Source organism: Streptomyces sp. NPDC006458 (genome assembly GCF_040612135.1).
In the GTDB taxonomy this organism is placed as follows: Bacteria; Actinomycetota; Actinomycetes; order Streptomycetales; family Streptomycetaceae; genus Streptomyces.
The window spans coordinates 215295-230853 of record NZ_JBEXPR010000007.1 but is presented as its reverse complement, the minus strand read 5'-3'; the positions used below and the strand labels follow the sequence as shown (position 1 = coordinate 230853).

Here is a 15559-nt window from a genome sequence, read left to right as displayed (position 1 = left end):
GCAAGCGGCGTGCTTGCAATTGTTAGCGGGTTGGGTGCACAGTGGGGTCATGGCATCGCTCAATGTCGGCAACCTCGGTGAGTACCTGCGTGAGCAGCGGCGCAGCGCGCAGCTGTCGCTGCGGCAGCTCGCGGAGGCCGCCGGGGTGTCGAACCCGTATCTGAGCCAGATCGAGCGCGGGCTGCGCAAGCCGAGCGCGGAGGTGCTCCAGCAGGTCGCCAAGGCGCTGCGGATCTCCGCGGAGACGCTGTACGTCCGCGCCGGGATCCTGGACGCCGAGCGTGACCGGGACGAGGTGGAGACGCGGGCCGTCATCCTCGCGGACCCCACGCTCGACGAGCGGCAGAAGCAGGCGCTGCTCCAGATCTACGAGTCGTTCCGCAAGGAAAACGGCAACGGCACCTCGACGACCGAGCGACCCACCGGCGAGCACTCCGATGTGCCCGTCGACGCCGTGGGCGATGCTGGCGGGGAGCCGCAGCAGACGGCCGGTTGACCGGACCAGGGGACCGGCCGCCGACTGCGGACCCACCAGACCCTCAGCCGAAAGCAGCAAGCGAATCCGGGAGGACCCTCACCATGGCCATCACCGACGACCTGCGCAAGACCTTCAGCGACCCGACCCCGCTCTACTTCGCCGCCGGCACCGCCGATCTGGCTCTCCAGCAGGCGAAGAAGGTGCCGGGCCTGGTCGAGCAGCTGCGGTCCGAGGCCCCCGCGCGGATCGAGGCGGTGCGCAGCACCGACACCCGGGCCGTGCAGGAGCGCGCCGCCGCCCGTGCCAAGGAGGCGCAGGCCAAGGCCCGTGAGGCACAGGAGACCATCCAGGCACGGGTCACCGAGTTCATCGGTGCCCTCGACGGCGACCTGAAGAAGCTCGGCAGCACCCTCGACGCCGATCTGAAGCGGCTGGGCGAGTCCGCCCAGGACCTCGCGCTGCGCGGGGTGGGCGTGGCCGCGGAGTACGCCGTCAAGGCCCGTGAGACCTACGAGAAGGTCGCCGAGCACGGCGAGCAGACCGTCAGGGCGTGGCGCGGTGAGGCCGCCGAGGAGCTGGAGGACCTCGCGGTGGCCGTCGAGCCGGAGCCCGCGCCGAAGGCCCAGCCCGTCGCGGTCAAGGACGAGCCCGCGCCGGCCGAGCCCGCCGAGGAGAAGCCGGCCGAGGCGAAGGCCGCCGCCCCGGCGAAGAAGGCTCCGGCGAAGAAGGCGCCCGCGCGCAAGACCGCCGCGAAGAAGGCGACGCCGCCGGCCGAATGAGCGCCGGCCCCGGGTGACGGACCGGGCACTTCCGGGTCGCCCGGTCCGTTGTTCGGGTAGTCGAGCCGTGCTTGCGGGTACGGTGACCGCGTGAGGACGAGCCGAATCGGAGGGTGGACATCATGCTGATGCAGGGTTTCGCGGGGTTCATGTCCCTGCTGAGTCTGGCTTTCACCCTGTTCAGCGGCTTCGCGCTGGTGGACGCGGCAGTGCGCCGTGAGGATGCCTATCGGGCCGCCGACAAGCAGACCAAGACGTTCTGGCTGGTGATTCTCGCGCTGGCCTTCATCGTGAGCCTGGTCTTCGGCATCCTGTCGTTCCTGCCGATCATCGGCCTCATCGCCACGATCGTGTACATGGTCGACGTCCGCCCGGCAGTCCGCCAGATCTCCGGCCCCCGCCGCGGCGGCAGCAGCAGCGACGGCCCCTACGGCCCCTGGAACGGCGGCCGCTAACCGCCCCAAGGACCGCAGGCCCAAGGACCGCAGGCCCAAGGGGTGCGGGGAACGGCGCGATCAACCACGGACCCCCCGCACCCAAACACGCACGGAACCCACCCCAAGGGGCGCGAGGAACTGCGCAACAACCCCGGGACGGCCACCCAGGGGCGCGGGGAACGGCGCGATAAACCGGGAACGCCCCGCACCCAAGTACGCACCACACCCACCCCAAGGGGCGCGGGGAACGGCGCGATCAACGACGGACGAGCCCGCACCCAAGTACGCACCACACCCACCCCAAGGGGCGCGAGGAACCGCGCGACAGGCCCAGGATGCCCCGCACGCACCCCACCAGCCCCACACACCCCCGGCCAAACCGCCGGAGGCTACGGCACGCGATCCAGCAACAACACAGCCACATCATCCGTGAGCTCCCCACCATTCAGCTCACGAACCTCGTGCACGGCCGCCCGCAGCAACTCCTCACCGCGCAGTCCCGCGGCAAGCTGCCGGCGGACCATCTCGACCATCCCGTCCTGCCCGAGCCGCTCCAGCCCCGGCCCGACACGGCCCTCGATCAGCCCGTCGGTGTAGAGCATCAGACTCCACTCGGCCCCGAGATCCACCTGCATACGCGGCCACCGCGCGCCGGGCAGCAGCCCGAGGGCGGGCCCGTTGTTCTCGTACGGCAGCAGACGGGCGGTGCGGCCCGGCCGGGAGACCAGCGGCGCGGGGTGCCCGGCCAGGCACAGCCCGGCCCGGCGTCCGTCGGGCGCGATGTCCACGGTGCACAGGGTCGCGAAGATCTCGTCGTCGGCCCGCTCGTGCTCCAGCACCTGCTGGAGCGTGCTCAGCAACTGGTCCCCGCACAGCCCGGCCAGCGTCAGCGCGCGCCAGGCGATGCGCAGCTCCACGCCGAGGGCCGCCTCGTCGGGCCCGTGCCCGCAGACGTCGCCGATCATGGCGTGGACCGTGCCGTCCGGTGTGCGGACGACGTCGTAGAAGTCGCCGCCCAGCAGGGCGCGCGAGCGGCCGGGCCGGTAGCGCGCGGCGAAGCGCAGCGAGGAGCCCTCCAGCAGCGGCGTGGGCAGCAGCCCGCGCTCCAGCCGCCGGTTCTCCTGGGCGCGCATCCGGCCCTCGGCGAGCCTGCGCTCGGCGGTGTCGGAACGTTTCCGCTCCACGGCGTAGCGGATGGCCCGGCTCAGCAGCCGGCCGTCCAGCTCGTCGCGGAAGAGGTAGTCCTGGGCGCCGACCCGCACCGCCTGCGCGCCGCGCTCGGCGTCGCCGGACGCGGTGAGCGCGAGTACGGCGTGCCGGGGCGCGAGCGTCAGGACGTGCCGCAGCACGGCCAGCTCGTCGGGCTCGTCGCCCGCCCGGCCCGGTGCCGTCAGCGCCAGGTCCAGCAGGATGCAGTGGACGTCGTCGGTGAGCAGCCGCTCGGCCTCGGTGAGATTGCGGGCCGTGCGGACGCGGATCGACTGGCCGGAGGAGTCGATCAGGTCCGGCATGATCACCGAGCCGCCCGGATCGTCCTCTATCAGCAGCAGCGTGAGGGGGGCGGCGGTGTCCTCCTTGGTGAGGCCGGCGGTGGACGCGGCCTGCGCCTGACCACTCTCCACGGCCGGGATCGCTCTCTGCCGCGGTACGGGTACGGGCATTTCCAGTGTTCCTTCCCTCCCCCCGAGGGCATGGCGGGGCGAAGGACCTCGACCCACCGTCGGGACCTTAGCGGGTGTCGCCGTCGCAGCGGAATGGTGTACGGCACGCCGTCCGCCGTCAGGCCGCTGTCATATGCCGCGTTCCGTACCGCAGTTGGGCGAGGTGCCCGCCCTGCTGGATGACGAACGTCACGTCCTTGCCCGGTTTCACGCAGACTTGGCGTGCGCCAGGTCACGTGGCCCCCGTCACGAGGTGTGCGTCACGCGCCCGCACGGCCGTCTGTACCGGCTGTCGGCCCGGTCGGGTCCCACTCGGCACGGCCGTACAAACCGTTACGCATCCGGGCGAACCACCCCGAGTATCGGCATCGAGCCCGCTCCGGTGACCGTCACCGTGCGTCCGGGGCGCGGGGCGTGGACGATCAGGCCGTCGCCGATGTACATGCCGACATGGCTGGCGTCGTCGAAGTAAATGATCAGGTCGCCGGGCCGCATGTCCTTGACGTCGACATGGGCCAGCTGCTCCCACTGGGCCTGCGAAGTGCGGGGGATGACCAGCCCGACGTGCGCCCAGGCCTGGGAGGTGAGGCCGGAGCAGTCGTAGGAGTCGGGGCCTTCGGCACCCCATACGTATGGCTTGCCCTGTTGTGCGGTGGCGAACTCGACCGCCCTCACGCCCTGTTCGGAGGCGCCGGCGATGTTGCCGTCCAGGACGCCGGTGCCGAGCCAGTCGGTCTGGGCCTTGTGGGCGGCCTCCCGCTCCAGACGGGCCAGGCGCTCCTTCTCCTCCTTCTCCAGCCGTGATTCGAGCTCCTCCGCCTCGGCGATCCGCTTCTTTATCTTCTTCTTGGCGGTGGCCTTCGCCCGGCGGTTGGCCTCCAGCTTCGACCACTGGGTGGAGGCGTCCTGGGCGTACTGCTCCAAGTCCTGCTGGGTCCTGGTCGTTTCGCCGAGCAGATGCTTGGTCGCGCGCTCGCCCTGGCGGATGCGGCCGTGGCCGTCGAGGAACTCGCCCGGGTCGTCACTGAGGGCCAGCTGGGCCTCGGGCGGCAGCCCGCCGGTGCGGTACTGGGCGGCGGCCCCGCGGCCCGCGCGGTCCTTGAGGTCCGCCAGCTTCTCCCGGCCCGCGACGATCTTCTTGGCCAGCGAGACCAGCTCCGCGGACTGCTTCTGGACCTTCTCCTCGGCGGCGTTGTAGATGTCGGTGGCGACTGCCGCGTCGTGGTAGAGCGTCTCCAGGCGCCGGCGTACGGCCTCAAGGTCCTTGTTCGTGGCCGGAGTCACGCGGGTGACGGAGGCCGGCGGTCCGGGCGCCGGGGTCGGGTCGGGTGCGGCGAACGCCGTGCCGGGCGCCGCCAGCACGGTGACCGCGCACACGACGGTCACGGCTGCCGTGATCAGCCCGCGCTTGCCCGTTCCCATACGCCTGCCCCCAAACTGATTAACCGTCAGTAACATGCGGTGCCTGGGGGATCGTGCCATGCCGCCGCCCAGAACGACAGAGGTCGTACGACGCCGTACGCCCTGGGACACACTGGACGAGGGCTTCGTTCCCCGTTGAGTCGTCCGGTCATGACGATCTCCCCGTCGATGTGACGAACGACTCCGTGCCATCGTTCCCGCAAGTCACCCGGGAGAGGGACACCTGCTCGAACAGTTCACCTGCCTGCCGTCGCGCCCTTACCCGCGCGGCGCCAAGGACTCCCAGCTCAGCGTCACTTCACCCTGCCGCCAGCGGGCCGGCCCGTCCGTCACGGGCCAGTCGGCCGCGAGGTCCCGCACCGTGCGCAGCCACCGCTGGCGCGCGCCGTAGGAGGCGTAGGGCGCGGCGGCGGCCCACGCGCGGTCGAAGTCGCGCAGGAAGGAATGCACCGGCTCGCCGGGCACATTGCGGTGGATCAGGGCCTTCGGCAGCCGCTCGGCGAGGTCCGAGGGCCGCTCCAGGGAGCCCAGCCGGGTGGCGAAGGTGACCGTGCGCGGCCCCTCCGGGCCGAGGGCGACCCACACGTGCCGGCGCCCGATCTCGTCGCAGGTCCCCTCCACCAGCAGCCCGCCGCGCGAGGCCCCGGCGGCCGGGGCGAGGCGGGCGCACAGCCGCTCCCAGACGGCCTCCACCGCTTCCTCGTCGTACTGGCGCAGCACGTTGGCGGCGCGGATCAGCAGCGGTCGCTGGGGGATGGGGATCTCGAACCCGCCGTGCCGGAAGACCAGCCCCTCGCGTTCGTACGGCCGGGCCGCCGTCACGCGCGCGGGCTCGATCTCGACCCCGACCACGCGCGCGTGTGGCGCGACCGTGCGCAGCCGGCCGAGCAGTTCGACGGCCGTCCAGGGGGCGGCGCCGTAGCCGAGGTCGACCGTCACGGGGTCGGTGGCCCGCCGCAGTTCGGCGCCGTGCGTGGCGGCGATCCAGCGGTCCATGCGGCGCAGCCGGTTCGGGTTCGTCGTCCCGCGCGTGACCGTGCCCACGATGGGGGTCCCCCCGCTCGAGCGAAGTCGAGAGTGGGGGAGGGCGGCGCGGGAAGTCATGGATACGAGGGTATGCGGGCGCGGACGTCCCTCGGTGCGGGGCGGTGAGGGGCGCCAAGCGGAGGTCTCTCGGTGCGGGGCGGCACCGGGCGCCAAGCGGGGGCGGTGTCGAGCCGGGCGGGCGGGTAGGCGCGCGACGCCGCACGCTATCGAACGGTTGAGCGACTGCGCGTAATGATTCGGCAAAGACGGTCGACGAGGAAATGGATTCAGGCCCTCCGTCGTTGATGCCCCTCGGAGGGCGCGCGCGGTCCTCCGTCCGGCATGCCCGCAGCAAGGAGGAACGCCCCGTGAGCCACTACGTCGGCAGGCTCGGGCGTCGTTCGGCGGCAGCCCCCTCACGGCTCAGGCTCGGACACCGGCGCCCCCGGCGCGTCGCGATGCTCTCCGTGCACACCTCCCCGCTGCACCAGCCGGGCACCGGCGACGCGGGCGGCATGAACGTCTACATCGTCGAACTCGCCCAGCGGCTCGCCGCGATCAACATCGAGGTCGAGATCTTCACCCGGGCCACCACCGCGGCCCTCCCGCCCACGGTGGAGATCGTCCCCGGCGTCACCGTCCGGCACGTCGACGCCGGCCCCTACGAGGGCCTGGCCAAGGAGGACCTCCCGGCTCAGCTGTGCGCCTTCACGCACGGCGTGATGCAGGCCTGGGCGGGCCACCGGCCCGGCTACTACGACCTCGTCCACTCGCACTACTGGCTCTCCGGCCATGTCGGCTGGCTCGCCGCCCAGCGCTGGGGTGTGCCCCTGGTGCACGCCATGCACACCATGGCCAAGGTCAAGAACGCCAGCCTCGCCGACGGCGACACCCCCGAGCCCGCCGCCCGCGTCATCGGCGAGACCCAGATCGTCGCCGCCGCGGACCGGCTCATCGCCAACACCGCCGAGGAGGCCGACGAACTCGTCCGGCACTACGCCGCGGACCCCGCGAAGGTCGCCGTCGTCCACCCCGGCGTCAACCTCGAACGCTTCCGCCCCGCCGACGGCCGCGCCGCCGCGCGCGCCCGCCTGGACCTGCCCCAGGGCGCCCTCATCCCCCTCTTCGCGGGCCGCATACAGCCCCTGAAGGCCCCTGACGTGCTGCTGCGCGCCGTCGCCGTCCTGCTGGACCAGCGCCCCGAACTGCGCTCCCGGCTGGTCGTCCCGGTCGTCGGCGGCCCGAGCGGCAGCGGGCTGGCCAAGCCCGAGGGCCTGCAGAAGCTCGCCGCCCGGCTCGGCATCGCGGACGTCGTACGGTTCTGCCCGCCGGTCGGCCAGGACCAGCTGGCGGACTGGTTCCGCGCGGCCTCGGTGCTGGTCATGCCGTCGTACAGCGAATCGTTCGGGCTGGTCGCCATAGAGGCCCAGGCAGCGGGTACGCCCGTGCTCGCGGCCGCGGTCGGCGGTCTGCCGGTGGCGGTGCGCGACGGCGAGACCGGCTTCCTGGTGCGCGGCCACGATCCGGCCGCCTACGCGCGCGTGCTGCGCGACTTCGCCGACACGCCGCATCTGTCGGCGGCCATGGGCCAGACCGCCGCCCGGCACGCCCGCTCCTTCGGCTGGGACACCGCGGCGGGCGCCACAGCCGAGGTGTACACGGCCGCCCTGCACGCCCATCGCCGTCGCGTACGCTCCCACCATGGGTGATGCGGAGAAGGCAGCGCGGATCGTCGAGGACGCCCTGAAGGACGCGGAAGTGGAGTGGGAGAGCCCCCGCCCCGGCCACTACGTCGTCAAGCTCCCCGGCACCCGCAAGCTCTCCACGACCGTCTCCCTGATCGTGGGCCGGCACTCGCTGTCCCTGAACGCCTTCGTCATCCGCCACCCCGACGAGAACGAGGCCGGCGTCCACCGCTGGCTCCTGGAGCGCAACCTCAAGCTCTACGGCGTCGGTTACGCCGTCGACCCGCTCGGCGACGTCTACGTCACCGGCAAGGTCGCCCTCGCCTCCGTCACCCCCGCGGAGATCGACCGTCTTCTCGGCCAGGTCCTGGAGGCCGCCGACGGCAGCTTCAACACGCTCCTCGAACTCGGCTTCGCGACCTCGATCCGGCGCGAGTACGCGTGGCGCGTCTCCCGCGGCGAGTCCACCCGCAACCTGGACGCCTTCACCCACCTCACCCGGCGCCCGGAACATTAGGCGCCCGGAACGCTAGGCGCCCGGAACGCTAGGCGCCCGGAACGCTAGGCGCCCGGAACGCTGGGCGCCCCGCGCACATAGCTGATCACTTCCGCGGGTGGCGCGATATCGTCCTCCCGCGGCGCGTCGAGCGTCTCTCCGCGCCGCGTCAGGGAGGGAACACATGCGCATATCCCCGCTTCGGCGCCTGGCCGCGCTGGCCATGACGCTGGGGCTCGCCTCGCTCGGGCTCCTGGGCACGGCCGCCTCGCCCGCTCAGGCCGCGATCCGCGACTGCCCGGCGGGCTACTTCTGTGCCTGGAAGTCGGAAGACGGCACGGGCACGATGTTCAAGACGAACACGAACAAGGCGACACTCGGCACCTGGAACAATTCGTTCCGCTCGGTCGTGAACCGCACGTCGCAGTATGTCTGCCTGCACGAGGACGCCAACTACGGGGAGGCCGGAGGCGCCTACGTCTGGGCGCCGGACCCCCCGGGCACCGAGTGGGGTCACGCGTACGCCACCACCAGCTCGGTGCGGTTCGTGCGCACCGAACGGGAGTGCCACTTCCCGGCCTACCCGAGCTGGTACTCCTCGGCCACGCCCGAGGCGGCCGGCTTCGGCGACCTCAACGGCGACCTCAACGGCGACCTCAAGGCCGACGTCCTCGTCCGCGACAAGGCGGGCCGGCTGTGGTTCCTGCCCGGCGACGGCACCGGTCGGCTCGTCGGCTCCGGTGGCTGGAACGCCATGAACGCCCTCACCCGCCACGGCGACTTCAGCCGCGACGGCCGTGAGGACCTCATCGCCCGCGAGGCCGCCACCGGCAAGCTCTGGCTCTACCCGGGCAGCGGCACCGGCTCGTTCGGCAGCCGCAAGCTGATCGGCTCCGGCGGCTGGAACTCCATGAGCCGCGTCCACGCTCTCGGCGACCTGACCGGTGACGCCCGCTCCGACCTGATCGCGGTCGAGAAGGCCACGGGCAGGCTGTGGCTGTACCCGGGCACCTCCACCGGCACCCTGGGCGCCCGTAAGCTCATCGGCTCGGGCGGCTGGAACTCCATGAACGCGCTCGTCGCCGTCGGCGACGTCAACGGCGACGCCCGCCCCGACCTCTACGCCCGCGAGGCCGCGACCGGCAAGCTCTGGCTCTACCCGGGCCGCACCGCTGCCCTCGGCGGCCGCAGCCTGGTGGGCTCCACCGGCTGGAAGCTCGTGGCCGAGTTCGTCGGTGTCGGCGACGTCACCGGCGACGCCCGCGCCGACCTCGTCACCATCAGCACGAGCAGCTACGTGGGCGAGTCCTGCCGAGGCGTCGGCTGCCAGCTCGTCCTCCCGGGCCGCGGCGACGGCACCCTCGACCCGGGCGAGGTGTCGGACCCGTACTGGTTCGGCCTGAACGGCACGTTCTGACCCGACCAGCAGAACGCGATCAACACACGGAACGCGTTCAGCACACGGAACGCGTTCAACAGACAGGACGCGATCAACACAAAGGAGAGGGCCTCCGCACCGAGCGGAGAGCGTCAAGGACGGTGGGCCCAGCCCGTGAAAATGCCCCCGCCTCGCGCCGTAAGCGCAGGTCGGGGGCATGATCGCAACTCTTACTTCTTCTTGCCCTGGTTCTTGACCGCCTCGATCGCCGCCGCGGCCGCCTCGGGGTCGAGGTACGTGCCGCCGGGGGTGACCGGCTTGAACTCGGCGTCGAGCTCGTAGGCGAGCGGGATGCCCGTGGGGATGTTCAGGCCCGCGATGTCGGCGTCGGAGACGCCGTCGAGGTGCTTGACCAGGGCGCGCAGCGAGTTGCCGTGGGCGGCGACCAGGACCGTGCGGCCGGAGAGCAGGTCCGGGACGATGCCGTCGTACCAGTAGGGGAGCATGCGCTGGACGACGTCCTTCAGGCACTCCGTGCGCGGGCGCAGCTCCGGCGGGATGGACGCGTAGCGCGCGTCGTCCGCCTGGGAGAACTCGGCGTCGTCGGCGAGCGGCGGCGGCGGGGTGTCGTACGAGCGGCGCCACAGCATGAACTGCTCCTCGCCGAACTCGGCGAGGGTCTGGGCCTTGTCCTTGCCCTGGAGCGCACCGTAGTGGCGCTCGTTCAGGCGCCAGGAGCGGTGGACCGGGATCCAGTGACGGTCGGCGGACTCCAGTGCGAGCTGCGCGGTGCGGATGGCGCGCTTCTGGAGGGACGTGTGGACCACGTCGGGCAGCAGGCCGGCGTCCTTGAGCAGCTCACCGCCGCGGACCGCCTCCTTCTCGCCCTTCTCGTTGAGATTGACGTCCACCCAGCCGGTGAACAGGTTCTTCGCGTTCCATTCGCTCTCGCCGTGGCGGAGGAGGATCAGCTTGTACGGTGCGTCGGCCATGGCCTTGAGCCTACCTAACGAATCCGGGGCGGTCGGAGTGTGGCCTTGGCCCCATCGGGCCTCCGGCGGGCGGTGGGAGAGGCGGCCGGGTGCTTGTCTAAATTAAGGTGAACTCTTCCACAACCTATTGCCACATCCACCTGTCCCTTCAGCGCAGGTGAGCGGTTCAGATGAGGAGCACAGAAACGTGACCGTGCGTTCCTTTGCGCGGCGGATGCGTCCGCGAGTCGAGCGGAAGGCCGCCGAGCGAGTCTGGCAGCTGCGGACGATGCGGCGACGCCGCAGAGCAGCGGTCACGGACCCCGTGCTGCGCCCCATCGCCGTGCGCGGCCAGCAGCTCTACGGGCGGGTTGTGACGGAGTTCACGGCCGCCGGTGCGGCCGCCTCCAACCTCGACCTGGTGATCGCCGCGCTGGAGAAGGAGAACATCTCCTACTTCCTCGTGCCGACCGCCCGTACCCGCCACATCGTCGGCGTGAACTCCGTGGACCGCGCGCGCTTCATCGCCGCGCTGGAGACGCTGTACGAGGGCAAGGCCGTGTTCATCGGCCGGCCGATGCCCGGCGGCCAGCTCAAGCACCCCGCGATGTTCCTGGACGGCGTCCTGCCCTCAGGTCTGAGCACGGCGCCCGTGCTGCGCGTCGGCGAGAACCACCTCGGCCCCAAGGGCCAGCTGCTGGCCGGCCCCGAGCTGGCCTGCGACGTGGAGTTCTGGGAGGACGGCGGTCGCCTCCTGGCCACCGAGGAGGGCCAGCGCCGCCTGGCCAAGGTGCAGCCGCAGGCCTCCGAGGACATATTCGGCGAGTCCCTGATCGCGCCGCGCAACAACGGCATCACCGACGTGCTGCCCGCCTCCGAGCAGAAGCCGGTCATGGTGAGGGTCGGCGAGCGGGAGCTGCCGAGCTTCGCCCCGCTGACCCTGGCCCCTGTGAATCGTGTCACGTTCCCCGTGGACGTCGTCTACACCTGGGTCGACGGCGAGGAGCCCGCGATGCGGGCGAAGCGGGCCAGGTATCAGGACCGCGGCACCGCCGAGATCCTGGACAAGGAGACCAACGCCTCCCGCTACACCAGCCACGACGAGCTGAAGTACTCGCTGCGCTCGCTCGCGATGTACGCCGACTTCGTCCGGCACATCTACATCGTCACCGACGGACAGAAGCCGCACTGGCTGGACGACACCGCCGAGGGCATCACGGTCGTCGACCACCGCGACATCTTCCCCGAGGACGTCCTGCCGGTCTTCAACTCGCACGCGATCGAGACCCGGCTGCACCACATCCCCGGCCTGTCCGAGCACTACCTGTACTTCAACGACGACGTGTTCGCCGGCCGCCGCATCACCCCGGAGCACTTCTTCCACGGCAGCGGCCTGCTGCGCGTCCCGGTGTCCCCGCTCAAGATCGGTGTCGGCAAGCCGCACGCCGAGGAGACGGCCACCAACTCCGCCAGCAAGAACGTACGGGCGCTGCTGATGGAGAAGTTCGGGAAGATGACCACGAACAACTTCATGCACACCCCGCTCCCGCAGCACCGCGGCACGCTCCTGGAGCTGGAGGAGCTGTTCCCGGAGGACATCCGGCGCACCACGGCCTCCCGCTTCCGTTCCCCGACGGACATCGCAGTGACGGCTCCGATGCTCTACAACTACGCGCTGATCAAGGGCCGCGGTGTGCCGGGCAAGTTCGGCTTCCGGTACGTCAACATCAGCCGCCCGGACGCCGACAAGCGGCTGGAGGACCTGAAGACGAACCGCCGGTTCGACTTCTTCTGCCTCAACGACGTCGACGTGGCACCGGAGGAGCGCGAGCGGGTGCACGTCCGGATGTCCGAGTTCCTGGAGAACTACTTCCCGTTCCCCAGCCCCTTCGAGAAGCGGAACTGACGGACCGAGGCCATGGAGATACGTCACCGCCTGCCGGCACCCGCGGGCATGCGGGCTGCCCGGGACCTGCTGCTCCGCCTCCGGCTGTGGCTGGCCGCCCGGCTGTGGGGGCTGCGCGGGTCCCGCTCGCGCCGCCGGCTGCGGCGCGCGGTCCCGGGGCTGCGCAAGGTCGCCTTCGGACCGTCGCGGCTGTACGGGTCCATGGTCACGGGCTACACCGCCGCCGACGCCGCCGAGGCCGACCTGGAACAGGTGTGCACGCTGCTGGAGGCGGCCGGCGTGCCGTATTTCCTGGTCCCCAGCGGCCACGGCACCGGCGCCCCTGGCCAGGTGGTCGGGGTCGCGCAGGAGCACCGCGGCACCGTCCTGGCCCGCGCCCGGCAGCGCTTCGCGGGTACGGCGTCGTACGTCGGCGCCGTCGCGGCCGACGGCAGCGTGTCGAGCGCGGTGCTGTGGGCCGACGGCAGGCTGCCGCGGGCCCTGCGGAGCGCTTCGGTCCTGCGGACCGGCCTGGTGCGGCTCGGCCCTGCCGGGCAGGTGCTCAGTGGGCTGGAGTCGGGCTGCGACATCGAGTTCTGGCGGCACGGCCGGGACCTGGGCGGCGAGCCCGCCCACCTGACCGTGCCCGGCGACCGGCTGGAGGACGTCTTCGGCACGGCCCTCGTCGCCCCGCGCCGCAACCCGGTCTCCGAGGTCGTCCCGGAGTCCGCGCAGAAGCCGGCCGATGCGCAGCGGCACCGCCGCGCCGTGCCGACGTTCGCCGCGTTCGCCGAGCCGGGCATCGACGACGTGCTGTTCCCGGTCGACGCCGTCTACACCTGGGTCGACGGCGACGACCCGGCGATGGCCGCCAAGCGCCGCGCCCACCAGGAGCGGTCCGACAACGTCATCGCCGCGCGCGAGACCGGCGACTCCCGCTACACCAGCCACGACGAGCTGAAGTACGCCCTGCGCTCGCTGGAGATGTACGCCGGTTTCGTCCGGCACGTGTATCTGGTGACCGACTCGCAGGTGCCGGCCTGGCTGGACCCGGCCGCCGAGGGCATCACGGTCGTCGACCACCGGGACATCCTCCCCGCGGACGCGCTGCCGGTGTTCAACTCGCACGCGATCGAGAGCCGGCTGCACCACATAGCGGGTCTGTCGGACCAGTTCCTCTACTTCAACGACGACGTCTTCATCAACCGCCCCGTGCGGGCCGAGCACTTCTTCCACGGCAGCGGCATCGCGCGGATCCCGTTCTCGCCGCTGAAGCTCGGGGTGGGCTCCCCGCATCCGCTGGAGCCCGCGCCGAACTCGGCGGGCAAGAACACCCGTGAGGTGATCAAGCGGTTCCACGGGCGGCAGATCACCCAGAAGTCCCTGCACACCCCGCATCCCCAGCTGCTGTCGGTGATGCGGGAGATGGAGGGCCTCGGCATCGAGGAGCTGGAGCGCACCGCGTACTCCAGGTTCCGCTCCACCTCGGACGTCGCGCCCGCCTCGACCCTCCACCACCACTGGGCGATCGCGACCGGACGGGCCGTTCCGGCGGAGTACCTCTTCCGCTATGTGCAGCTGGGCTCGCCCGACATGAAGCAGCGCCTGGCGCGGCTCGCGGCCGGTGAGGATGTCGACTTCTTCTGCCTGAACGACGTGGACACCCCCGCGGCCGCCCGCGCGGCGGCGCAGAAGGCGATCCGGGCGTTCCTGGAGCGCAAGTACCCCTTCCCGAGCCGCTTCGAGAAGAAGCCGGCGGTGGGCCCGCAGGCGGCGCCGCAGGACAGGCCGGCACGGCTCAGGCGCTGACGCGGTACGGGGGCGTCGGCGGCGGAGTTCCTCGCGCGGCCGTGGACGTCCCCCGGCGGCCGCGCCGAGCCGCGAGGCCGCCCGGCGCGCCCCCGACAGCCCCTCGATTGACGCTCCCCGTCAATTCGGTGGCGCTCGCGCCGGCCCCGTTCGTAAGTTGTGGCTGCCACTTGAGCCGCTTACAGCTGTGGGGGATGCGCGATGTCACCAGCCTCGTTGAGACGTGCCGTGCGGGAGTCGGTCTCCGGTCTCCCGCGCGCCTTCTGGTGGCTGTGGACCAGCACGCTGGTCAACCGGCTGGGCGCGTTCGTCGCCACGTACATGGCGCTCTACCTGACGCTCGACCGCGGCTACTCCGCCTCGTACGCCGGCCTGGTCGCGGCCCTGCACGGGCTCGGCGGCGTGATCTCCTCGCTGGGCGCGGGCGTGATGACGGACCGGCTGGGCCGCAGGCCCACGCTGCTGATCGCCCAGTCCTCGACGGCCCTGTCGGTCGCCCTGCTCGGCTTCATGCACCACCCGGTCGCGATCGCGGCCGTCGCCTTCCTGGTCGGCATGGCCTCCAACGCCTCCCGGCCCGCGGTGCAGGCGATGATGGCGGACATCGTGCGCCCCGAGGACCGCGTGCGCGCGTTCTCCCTGAACTACTGGGCGATCAACCTCGGCTTCGCCGTCTCCTCGGCGGGCGCGGGCTTCATCGCCGAGGTCAGCTATCTCGCCGGCTTCCTGATCGAGGGGGCCATGACCCTGGCCTGCGCGATCGTGGTCTTCCTGAAGCTGCCGGAGTCGCGGCCGGTGAAGACGGCCGCGGACCAGGGCAAGGACGAGGAGACCGGCCTCGGCACGGTGCTGCGCGACGGCCGATTCATGGGTGTCGTCGGGCTCTCCTTCCTGGTCGCCCTGATCTTCCAGCAGGGCTCGGTCGGGCTGCCCGTCGCCATGGGCGAGGCCGGCTTCACGCCCGCCGACTACGGCCTGGCCATCGCCGTGAACGGCGTGCTGATCGTCGCCCTGCAGATCCCGGTCACCCGCTTCATCGAACACCGCGACCCGCAGTGGCTCCTGGTGGTGTCGTCCCTGCTCGCGGGCTACGGCTTCGCGCTGACGGCCTTCGCGGGCTCGGTGGCCGCCTTCGCCCTGACCGTGTGCGTCTGGACCCTCGCCGAGATCGTCAACGCGCCCACCCAGACCGGCATCGTCGTCCGCCTCTCCCCGGTGCACGGCCGCGGCCGCTACCAGGGCATGTACACGATGTCCTGGTCCGTCGCCGCGCTGATCGCCCCGCTGATGTCCGGCGTCCTCCTCGACCACTTCGGCGCGGAATGGCTGTGGGGCGCCTGCGCGGTGATCGGCACGGTCGCGGCGGCGGGCTACTGGCTCCTGATGCGCTCCCTGCCCCAGGAGCCCGCGCTGCCGGAGCCCCGGCCCGTGGCCGTACGGCCGCTCCCGGACGGCGAGCCGAGCACCACGGCCGGCTGAGCCGCCCCGTGGCCGCCAGGCCGAAGCTCCCGATCACCAGGTCGCGCACACGA

General features: G+C 71.7%; 13 protein-coding genes. 9 read left to right on the top strand and 4 right to left on the bottom strand.

Going from position 1 to position 15559, the window contains the following annotated elements:
- Positions 1-49: 49 nt before the first annotated feature.
- From ABZZ79_RS12310 to ABZZ79_RS12300, 3 genes are all read left to right on the top strand, one after another.
- Complete coding sequence (locus ABZZ79_RS12310) at positions 50-496, top strand: helix-turn-helix transcriptional regulator (protein WP_356688838.1); 447 nt, start codon at positions 50-52, stop codon at positions 494-496.
- A gap of 83 nt (positions 497-579) precedes the next feature.
- The gene (locus tag ABZZ79_RS12305) at positions 580-1257 is read left to right on the top strand and encodes a hypothetical protein (protein WP_356688837.1); all 678 of its coding nucleotides are present in this window, start codon (positions 580-582) and stop codon (positions 1255-1257) included.
- Positions 1258-1379: 122 nt separating this feature from the next.
- Entirely contained in the window at positions 1380-1712 is a 333-nt protein-coding gene (locus ABZZ79_RS12300) for a DUF2516 family protein (RefSeq protein ID WP_356688836.1), read from the top strand.
- A gap of 371 nt (positions 1713-2083) precedes the next feature.
- Here ABZZ79_RS12300 and ABZZ79_RS12295 read toward each other — a convergent pair whose 3' ends face one another.
- The 3 genes from ABZZ79_RS12295 to ABZZ79_RS12285 form a co-directional block, all read right to left on the bottom strand.
- Positions 2084-3355 (bottom strand): fused response regulator/phosphatase, encoded by a 1272-nt coding sequence (locus ABZZ79_RS12295; RefSeq protein WP_356688835.1) that lies wholly within the window; start codon positions 3353-3355, stop codon positions 2084-2086.
- Between the two features lie 333 nt (positions 3356-3688).
- On the bottom strand, positions 3689-4777 hold the full coding sequence (locus ABZZ79_RS12290) for an NlpC/P60 family protein (RefSeq protein WP_356688834.1): 1089 nt from the start codon (positions 4775-4777) through the stop codon (positions 3689-3691).
- 258 nt (positions 4778-5035) lie between these two features.
- Positions 5036-5821, bottom strand: a complete 786-nt coding sequence (locus ABZZ79_RS12285) for a class I SAM-dependent methyltransferase (RefSeq protein WP_356688833.1) — start codon at positions 5819-5821, stop codon at positions 5036-5038.
- 350 nt (positions 5822-6171) lie between these two features.
- Between ABZZ79_RS12285 and mshA the strand changes: the two genes are divergently transcribed.
- The 3 genes from mshA (at position 6172) to ABZZ79_RS12270 (ending at position 9401) form a co-directional block, all read left to right on the top strand.
- Positions 6172-7512 carry a D-inositol-3-phosphate glycosyltransferase gene (gene mshA / locus ABZZ79_RS12280; protein WP_356688832.1) on the top strand — a complete coding sequence of 447 codons (1341 nt, stop codon included), beginning with the start codon at positions 6172-6174 and terminating at the stop codon, positions 7510-7512.
- Positions 7505-8005 carry a YbjN domain-containing protein gene (locus ABZZ79_RS12275; RefSeq protein ID WP_356688831.1) on the top strand — a complete coding sequence of 167 codons (501 nt, stop codon included), beginning with the start codon at positions 7505-7507 and terminating at the stop codon, positions 8003-8005. Before mshA ends, ABZZ79_RS12275 begins: the two co-directional genes overlap by 8 nt.
- Before the next feature lie 163 nt (positions 8006-8168).
- Complete coding sequence (locus ABZZ79_RS12270; RefSeq protein ID WP_356688830.1) at positions 8169-9401, top strand: peptidase inhibitor family I36 protein; 1233 nt, start codon at positions 8169-8171, stop codon at positions 9399-9401.
- Between the two features lie 191 nt (positions 9402-9592).
- Here the strand turns inward: ABZZ79_RS12270 and ABZZ79_RS12265 are convergent, their stop codons facing one another.
- The gene (locus ABZZ79_RS12265; protein WP_356688829.1) at positions 9593-10354 is read right to left on the bottom strand and encodes a phosphoglyceromutase; all 762 of its coding nucleotides are present in this window, start codon (positions 10352-10354) and stop codon (positions 9593-9595) included.
- A 187-nt stretch (positions 10355-10541) separates the two neighbouring features.
- On the opposite strand from ABZZ79_RS12265, the gene ABZZ79_RS12260 reads away from it, so the two are divergent.
- The 3 genes from ABZZ79_RS12260 to ABZZ79_RS12250 all read left to right on the top strand — a co-directional run bounded on the left by ABZZ79_RS12260 (position 10542) and on the right by ABZZ79_RS12250 (position 15506).
- On the top strand, positions 10542-12239 hold the full coding sequence (locus tag ABZZ79_RS12260; RefSeq protein ID WP_356688828.1) for a stealth family protein: 1698 nt from the start codon (positions 10542-10544) through the stop codon (positions 12237-12239).
- Positions 12240-12251: 12 nt separating this feature from the next.
- Positions 12252-14027: a stealth conserved region 3 domain-containing protein gene (locus ABZZ79_RS12255; protein ID WP_356688827.1), complete on the top strand. Its 1776-nt coding sequence runs from the start codon at positions 12252-12254 to the stop codon at positions 14025-14027.
- A gap of 201 nt (positions 14028-14228) precedes the next feature.
- On the top strand, positions 14229-15506 hold the full coding sequence (locus ABZZ79_RS12250) for an MFS transporter (RefSeq protein WP_356688826.1): 1278 nt from the start codon (positions 14229-14231) through the stop codon (positions 15504-15506).
- Positions 15507-15559: the final 53 nt, after the last annotated feature.

Bases quoted from the DNA above. Each gene is read 5' to 3' on its own strand.
- ABZZ79_RS12290 (WP_356688834.1), bottom strand. From the start codon at position 4,777: ATGGGAACGGGCAAGCGCGGGCTGATCACGGCAGCCGTGACCGTCGTG.
- ABZZ79_RS12265 (WP_356688829.1), bottom strand. From the start codon at position 10,354: ATGGCCGACGCACCGTACAAGCTGATCCTCCTCCGCCACGGCGAGAGC.
- ABZZ79_RS12255 (WP_356688827.1), top strand. From the start codon at position 12,252: ATGGAGATACGTCACCGCCTGCCGGCACCCGCGGGCATGCGGGCTGCC.
- ABZZ79_RS12310 (WP_356688838.1), top strand. From the start codon at position 50: ATGGCATCGCTCAATGTCGGCAACCTCGGTGAGTACCTGCGTGAGCAG.
- ABZZ79_RS12250 (WP_356688826.1), top strand. From the start codon at position 14,229: ATGTCACCAGCCTCGTTGAGACGTGCCGTGCGGGAGTCGGTCTCCGGT.
- ABZZ79_RS12270 (WP_356688830.1), top strand. From the start codon at position 8,169: ATGCGCATATCCCCGCTTCGGCGCCTGGCCGCGCTGGCCATGACGCTG.
- ABZZ79_RS12275 (WP_356688831.1), top strand. From the start codon at position 7,505: ATGGGTGATGCGGAGAAGGCAGCGCGGATCGTCGAGGACGCCCTGAAG.
- ABZZ79_RS12305 (WP_356688837.1), top strand. From the start codon at position 580: ATGGCCATCACCGACGACCTGCGCAAGACCTTCAGCGACCCGACCCCG.
- ABZZ79_RS12295 (WP_356688835.1), bottom strand. From the start codon at position 3,355: ATGCCCGTACCCGTACCGCGGCAGAGAGCGATCCCGGCCGTGGAGAGT.
- ABZZ79_RS12300 (WP_356688836.1), top strand. From the start codon at position 1,380: ATGCTGATGCAGGGTTTCGCGGGGTTCATGTCCCTGCTGAGTCTGGCT.